Origin of the sequence: Acidiphilium sp. 34-64-41 (genome assembly GCF_002282635.1) — a bacterium.
GTDB lineage: Bacteria > Pseudomonadota > Alphaproteobacteria > Acetobacterales > Acetobacteraceae > Acidiphilium > Acidiphilium rubrum.
In genome coordinates this window covers 1-6,599 of sequence record NZ_NCJX01000122.1, presented here as the reverse complement: position 1 = coordinate 6,599, position 6,599 = coordinate 1, and the positions used below count along the sequence as shown (strand labels likewise).

Annotated in this window: 5 protein-coding genes and 1 other RNA gene; 1 reads left to right on the top strand and 5 read right to left on the bottom strand. The window is 64.0% G+C overall.

Annotated elements, in window-relative coordinates:
- Window positions 1-188: 188 nt before the first annotated feature.
- The 3 genes from B7X49_RS17325 to ffs form a co-directional block, all read right to left on the bottom strand.
- Window positions 189-512: a YbaB/EbfC family nucleoid-associated protein gene (locus B7X49_RS17325; RefSeq protein WP_286703683.1), complete on the bottom strand. Its 324-nt coding sequence runs from the start codon at window positions 510-512 to the stop codon at window positions 189-191.
- Window positions 509-2,317 (bottom strand): DNA polymerase III subunit gamma/tau, encoded by a 1,809-nt coding sequence (locus B7X49_RS17320; RefSeq protein ID WP_286703684.1) that lies wholly within the window; start codon window positions 2,315-2,317, stop codon window positions 509-511. The genes B7X49_RS17325 and B7X49_RS17320 overlap by 4 nt, the downstream gene beginning before the upstream one ends.
- 27 nt (window positions 2,318-2,344) lie before the next feature.
- Window positions 2,345-2,442, bottom strand: an RNA gene (gene ffs, locus B7X49_RS17315) — signal recognition particle sRNA small type.
- A gap of 73 nt (window positions 2,443-2,515) precedes the next feature.
- Here ffs and nudC point away from each other — a divergent pair.
- A complete protein-coding gene (gene nudC, locus B7X49_RS17310; protein WP_286703685.1) occupies window positions 2,516-3,427 on the top strand; it encodes an NAD(+) diphosphatase in 912 nt (303 codons plus the stop codon).
- A 315-nt stretch (window positions 3,428-3,742) separates the two neighbouring features.
- Here the strand turns inward: nudC and B7X49_RS17305 are convergent, their stop codons facing one another.
- Both B7X49_RS17305 and wrbA read right to left on the bottom strand, forming a co-directional pair.
- On the bottom strand, window positions 3,743-4,666 hold the full coding sequence (locus B7X49_RS17305) for a metallophosphoesterase (RefSeq protein WP_286703686.1): 924 nt from the start codon (window positions 4,664-4,666) through the stop codon (window positions 3,743-3,745).
- Between the two features lie 97 nt (window positions 4,667-4,763).
- A complete protein-coding gene (wrbA, locus tag B7X49_RS17300; RefSeq protein ID WP_286703687.1) occupies window positions 4,764-5,363 on the bottom strand; it encodes an NAD(P)H:quinone oxidoreductase in 600 nt (199 codons plus the stop codon).
- Window positions 5,364-6,599 lie beyond the last annotated feature (1,236 nt).

Genomic DNA, 6,599 nt, shown 5'->3' with positions numbered 1-6,599 from the left:
GGGGGGTGTGCGCCGCCTGCGGGATCAGCGCGCATGCGCTAATCCCGCAGGCGGCGCACACCCCCCGGCCTCTCACCCGAACGAGTGGATTCCAAAGACTAAGTCTTTGGCGGGGATGCAAGGGGCAGCGCCCCTTGCCGGGGTCCGGGGCAGCGCCCCGGCTTCGCCAGCGCCCCATGATCGGTCCCTTAGAACGGCAGTTTGAGGCCGGGGGGTAGGGACAGGCCGCCGGTGGCTTTTTGCATTTCGTCGGCGGTGATGGTTTCGAGTTTGGTTTTGGCGTCGTGGTGTGCGGCGATGATGAGGTCTTGCAGCATTTCGGCGTCGTTGGGGTCGAGGAGTTTGGGGTCGATCAGGGCGGATTTCAGGACGCCTTTGCCGGAGAGGGTGAGTTTGACCAGGCCGGCGCCGGATTCGCCCTGGATTTCGAGGGCTTCGAGGCGGGTCTGCATATCCTGCATGTTCTGTTGCATGGCCTGGGCTTGTTTCATCAGGCCGGCGAGGTTTTTCATCGATCGATCTCCATAGCGTCGGCGATGTCCTGATCGGACATCGGGGGGGCGTCGTCGCCTTCGTATTCGGGCAAAGCGGCGGGTGCGGCAAGGGGTTCGGGGTCTTCGGGTTCGACGCTGGTGATTTTGGCGCCGGGGAAGGTGGTAAAGATGGCCTGGACCAGCGGGTGGGCGAGTGCGTCTTCACGGGCGAGGTCGCGGGCGGTGTTGCGGGCTTCGAACACGCTGGGGGCGCCGGCTTCGCGGGACAGAGCGATGGTCCAGCGGCGGCCGGTTTCGGCTTCGAGGAATTTGGCGAGCCGGGCCGAGAGGTCGCGCGGGGCATCCGGCGAGAGGTTCAGTTCGATGACCGGCGGCGCGAATTTGACGATGCGGGCATCGTGGCGGAGCTGGCTGGTCAGCAGCGCGTCGCGCCGGTCTTCGGCGAGGGCGATGACGTCTTCGAACCGGGCGAGGCGTGGCGCGGCGCTGGTGATGGCGGGGCCGTTGACCACGGCGCGGGGTGCGGGGTCGCTGGGTTCGCGCGCGATGGTGGGGCGGGGTGCGGTGGTTTCGGCCGAAAGGCGGCGGACCAGGTCGCCGGGCGGCGGCAGGTCGGACACGTAGCACAGGCGGATCAGGATCATTTCGGCGGCGGCGCGGCGGTCGCTCGCCTGTTCGACTTCGGCGATGCCTTTCAGGAGCATCTGCCACAGGCGGCCGAGCCAGGGGATCGAGAGGGCGGCGGCGAGGCTGGCGCCGCGCGTGCGTTCGAGTTCGGGGAGGGTGTTGCCGGTCGCGAGGTCGGGGATGGTTTTCAGGCGCGAGAGCGTGTGGGCAAGGCCGAGCAGGTCCTGCATCAGCAGCACGGGGTCGGCACCCTGGGCGTGGGCGCGGTCCATCACTGCGAGGGCATCGGCGATGCGGCCGGCGGCGATCGTGTCCATCAGGTCGAACACGAAGCTGCGATCGGCGAGGCCGAGCATGTCGCCGACCAGGGCGGTGGTGATTTCGGTGCCGTCGTCGGCGCGGGCGATCGCCTGGTCGAGCAGGGAAAGACCATCGCGGACCGAGCCATCGGCGGCGCGGGCGATCGCTTCGACCGCGGCGGGTTCGATGGTGATGGCTTCGGCGGTGGCGACCCGGGTGAAATGGGCGGCGAGGGTATCGACCGGCACGCGTTTGAGGTCGAACCGCTGGCAGCGCGAGAGGACGGTGATCGGGACTTTGCGGATTTCGGTGGTGGCGAAGACGAATTTGACGTGCGGCGGCGGCTCTTCGAGGGTTTTCAGCAGGGCGTTGAAGGCGTTGCGCGAGAGCATGTGGACTTCATCGATGATGAACACTTTGGTGCGCGCGATCATCGGGCGGAAGCGGGTGGCTTCGATGATTTCGCGCACGTCATCGACGCCGGTGTTGGAGGCGGCGTCCATTTCCACGACGTCGGGGTGGCGGTCGGCGAGGATAGCGATGCAATTGTCGCAGACGCCGCAGGGGTCGGGGGTCGGGCCGCCTTGGCCATCTGGCCCGGTGCAGTTGAGCGCGCGGGCGAGGATGCGGGCGGTGGTGGTTTTGCCGACGCCGCGCACGCCGGTGAGCATGAAGGCGTGGGCGATTCGCCCCATTCCGAAAGCATTTCGCAAGGTGCGGACCAAGCCGTCCTGGCCGATCAGATCATCGAAGGTGGTGGGGCGGTACTTGCGGGCGAGGACGCGGTAGGCCTGCGCGTGAACCGGTGCGGGGCCTTGCGGCGCTGGATCATCGCCGAACAGGGACGGACCCGGAGGTGAAGGCGGCTGATCATCATCGTCGAACAACCCGGCCATGCGTCCCCGATGCGGTGAGAGGTTTGGGTGGGAGACCGGGTCCGCGACCCGTGCGGAAACTCGTTGCGGCTGCTGCCTTCCGGCCCTGACCGGGTTGGCGAGGCGCCCGTCCGCGGCCGATCTCCCGGAGCCGTTATCGGGTTTCCGGCCCGGTTTTGCAAGCTTGCCTCGGCGCAAGGCCGATGCCAGTTTGGCACCATGCCCGACACCAATGCCGCCAGTGCCTTGCTCTACAGTTCCGCCGCGCTCGACCGGGCCGGCCATCGCCGGACCGATGCGGGCTGGATCGCGCAGGCGCGGGCCAGTGCGGAGGCATTGTTCGTGCCCTATTGGCGGGGGCGGCTGCTGATGGAGCTGGAAGCCACGCCGCAGGCGGTGCTGACGGCGCGGCCGCGCGATGCGGCGCTGGCGGGGAGTTTTCTGGGTTTGATGGCGGGGCGGCCGGTCTTCGCGGTCGATCTCTCAGCGACTGAGGCGCCGTTGGAGGCGCTGGCCGAGGCTGGCGGCGAATTTCTGGATTTGCGGGGGCTGACCGCGACGCTGCCGGCGGGGCAGGCGGGGTTGCTCGCGACGGCGAAGGGGTTGCTCTACTGGCAGTCGCGCACGCGGTTTTGCAGCCTGTGCGGGGGTGCCTGTGTGGCGGAGCGGGCGGGGCATACGATGCAGTGCACGCAGTGCGGCACGGAGCATTTTCCGCGCACTGATCCTGCCGTGATCATGCTGGTGACGCGGGGGGAGCGGGTGTTGCTTGGGCAGTCGCACAAGTTTCCGGTCGAGCGGAACTTTTTTTCGACGCTGGCCGGGTTTGTCGAGCCGGGCGAGAGTTTGGAGGATGCGGTGCGGCGGGAGACGCTGGAGGAGGTGGGTGTGACGGTGGGTGCGGTGCGTTACATCGGCAGCCAGCCCTGGCCATTTCCGGCGTCGCTGATGCTGGGGTATCGGGCGGAGGCGCTGAGCGAGGCGATTACGCTGGATGACGAGGAAATGCGGGCGGCGGCGTGGTTCACCCGGGAGGATCTGGTGAACCGCAAGCAGGCGGGGTTCAATCTGCCGCCGAAGGATTCGATCGCGCGGCGGTTGATCGAGGATTGGATGGCGGAGGGGGCGTAGGAAGGTCTTCTTTTTTGTTCACAAAAAACAAGACCTTCCTACGCCCCCTCCCCTAACCTCGATGTCCCCATCGCAACCGAAAACCCGACGGGCGCCCACCCTGGCTGCCCAATCGCTTACCGGCAGCGATACGGGTGCCAGTAACACCAACCACCCGGACGGCCCGGATAGACCACGCAGCCCGACAGCGAGAGCCCAAGGCCAACGATCAGCAAGCCAGCACCGAATTTACGGATCAGTGCGCTACTTGGGGAATGTAACGTGGCCGCTGCGGCACGGCCCCGCGCACCGATTTCGGCGTGAACGCCCGCGCCGCTAAACCCCCAGCGTCTTCCCGAACACGCTCTTCCCCCGCGCATCGATGAAATCCAGCCGCACCGCCGCCGCACCCACCGCCACCGCCAGAAACCCATGATCGCCCGAGCAATACCCCGCCCGGCTCGCCGGCCCCGGCTGATACGTGTGCGACCCCGCACCCGTCGTCACATACGCAATCCCGCCCATCTCGACATACTGCATCGAATGGTCATGCCCATTGATATACAGCGCAACCTTGTGCCGCCGCAGCACCGGCTCGAACGCCGCAATCATGTCCGGCTGATCATGCCCATGCCCGCCCAGCGCCGTGTACAACGGATGATGCCCGATCACGATCTTCCACCGCGCACCCGATGCCGCCAACCCACGCTCCAGCCACGCCAGCTGCGCCCGCTTGTCTTGCCCCGCCGTATTCGTCACCGTGCCCGCATACTTGCGAATGAACGGCGACGTATCGAGATAAAAAATCTCCGCCCCCCCGCCCGGCACCGCCAACTTGCGCGTATAATACCGCGCCGGCATCTCCCACCGGTGCGACAGTTTCGAATACGCCAACTGCGCCTCGACATTGCCCCGATAATCATGATTACCCAAAATCACATGCCACGGCCGCTGCAACGACTCCTGCGAATACACATCCTCGAAACTGGTCCGCCACTGCGGATCACTCAAACCCGTCACCCCGGCTTCATAAAAATTATCGCCCGCCGAAACAATGAACGCCGGATCAGCCGCCACCGCCGCCGCCGCCATCGCGCCAGCCACCGCGCGCTGATGGTGCTTCCCATCGCGCCCCCAATCCCCGATCACGAAAAACCGCGCCTCACCGCCCGCCGCCGCCATCGCCGGCGCGCCAGCCAGCACCGAAACCGCGCCCAGCTCGGCACTCGATTCCAAAAAACGGCGGCGTGATATCGTCATGATGCGTCCTCACTCGGTTCGGCCCACGGTCTATCCCGCGCAAGGACGCTTGTCATATGACAGTTCAGTTTCAACCAGCGCCGCGTCAAACCATGAGTTATGCCGCCAGCTTCGCCGCAATCAACGCAACATGCCGGCCCTGCGCCCGCGCAATCGCCAACTCGTTCGCACTCGGCATCCGTGAGCCATCCCCCTTCGACATCGTCGACGCCCCATACGGCGTGCCACCCGTAATCTCATCCATGTTGCTCAGCTCCGGCACCGAATACGGCACCCCCACCACCACCATGCCATGATGAAACAATGTCGTATGGAACGAAGTAATCGTCGTCTCCTGCCCGCCATGCTGGCTGCCAGTCGAAACAAACACCGACCCCACCTTGCCGACCAACCCCCCCTTGGCCCACAACGCCCCCGTCTGATCCAGAAAATTCCTCATCTGGCCACACATATTGCCAAACCGCGTCGGCGTGCCAAAAATAATCGCATCATACTCCGCCAACTCGCCAGGCTCAGCCACCGGCGCCGCCTGATCCGTCTTGGCATGAATCGAAGCCGCAACCTCAGCCGGCATCGTCTCCGGCACCCGCTTGATCGTCACACTGGCCCCCGCGCCCGCCGCTCCCTCAGCCACCGCACCCGCCATCGCCTCAACATGCCCCCACGTGCTGTAATAAAGCACCAAAACCTTCGCCATGATCACACTCCTATGGATGTTGCCGAACCCTGCACATAAGCCCACATTCATTCGACATCAAACGATATCTCCGTGACCGGCCGCACTGTCGAGGCGAGGCAAGGAAGCACTTCTTTTTTTGCAAAAAAAGAAGCAAAAAAACTCCCTTGAATTTGCGGTATTATGTAGCGAAGACCACCACAAGATACCTGCCATTTCGCGCTGATTCATAGCACATTTAGGGTATGGACAACAACGCACTCATATCGGCTTTGATCGTAAAACGGAACGAGGCCGAACGGGATATCGTCGCCCTAAAGAAGCGCGTAACGGCGCGGCGATCGGAACTTCACCAGATCGATTGCGCGATTAAGGTACTCACTCCCAGCTTGCGCACGGCTAGGCTCATTGCGACGCGCCATGCCAGGTCGCGGCTCGTTGTGTCGGGGGAGCTTTCGCGCCGCTGCCAAGACGCATTGCGGGAGGCCGAGGGCGCATGGATCACCGCAGAGGAGATCGCGCGCATTCCCATGAGAGCTGAGGGACTGTCGCCCGATGACACTGAGATGAGGCGCGACTTCACGCGGCGACCGCTCTGGACGCTCAATCGGTTTGTGGGGCGCGATGCAGTCGAGAAAGAGGGATGGGGAACTGCGGCGCGGTGGCGCGCTCTTTCTAAATAAACTGAATCTTTATTGTCTTAATAATAAGATTTATTAGTCATTGACTCTTTATTGCGACATACCCTAACTAACAGGGCCGATCGCCGTTCTTTTAGCTTTTCTGTCTGCTTGCCCCTGAGCCTGTGGCGCGGGGCTGCATGGGGCACCCCGGAGTGCCGGGCTTTACCCCGGCTTCCTTGACAGAAAAGGACGAGAGCCATGCGCATCGCATGTTCTTGGCCTAAAGCGGTTTCGGTATGTCAGTACCTCCGTTTTAGGTTTGGCAAATGGGAGCGAGTGTGCTCCCACTGTCGCTCTTACCCGAACCAGTAACGCGGTGAAGGAGCTATGAGCAAGGCGGCGGTCGGCACCTTATATGGGGCGACTCGCGCTTGCAAGTGAGTCAAGAGCTATTTTTAGTGCGGGCACCGATGCGCACGCGCGGGGGGCGTCCTGAGAGCAAGCATGTGAGATAAATTGAGGTTGATTGTTTATTACGTGCCTATCCGGTTAAGTCAGACACCCACTACATGTGGGGTGGACCCATGCTCCCGAATAAAGCTGGGCATAGGTTGGCGCCTCGGCGCCGCCCGCG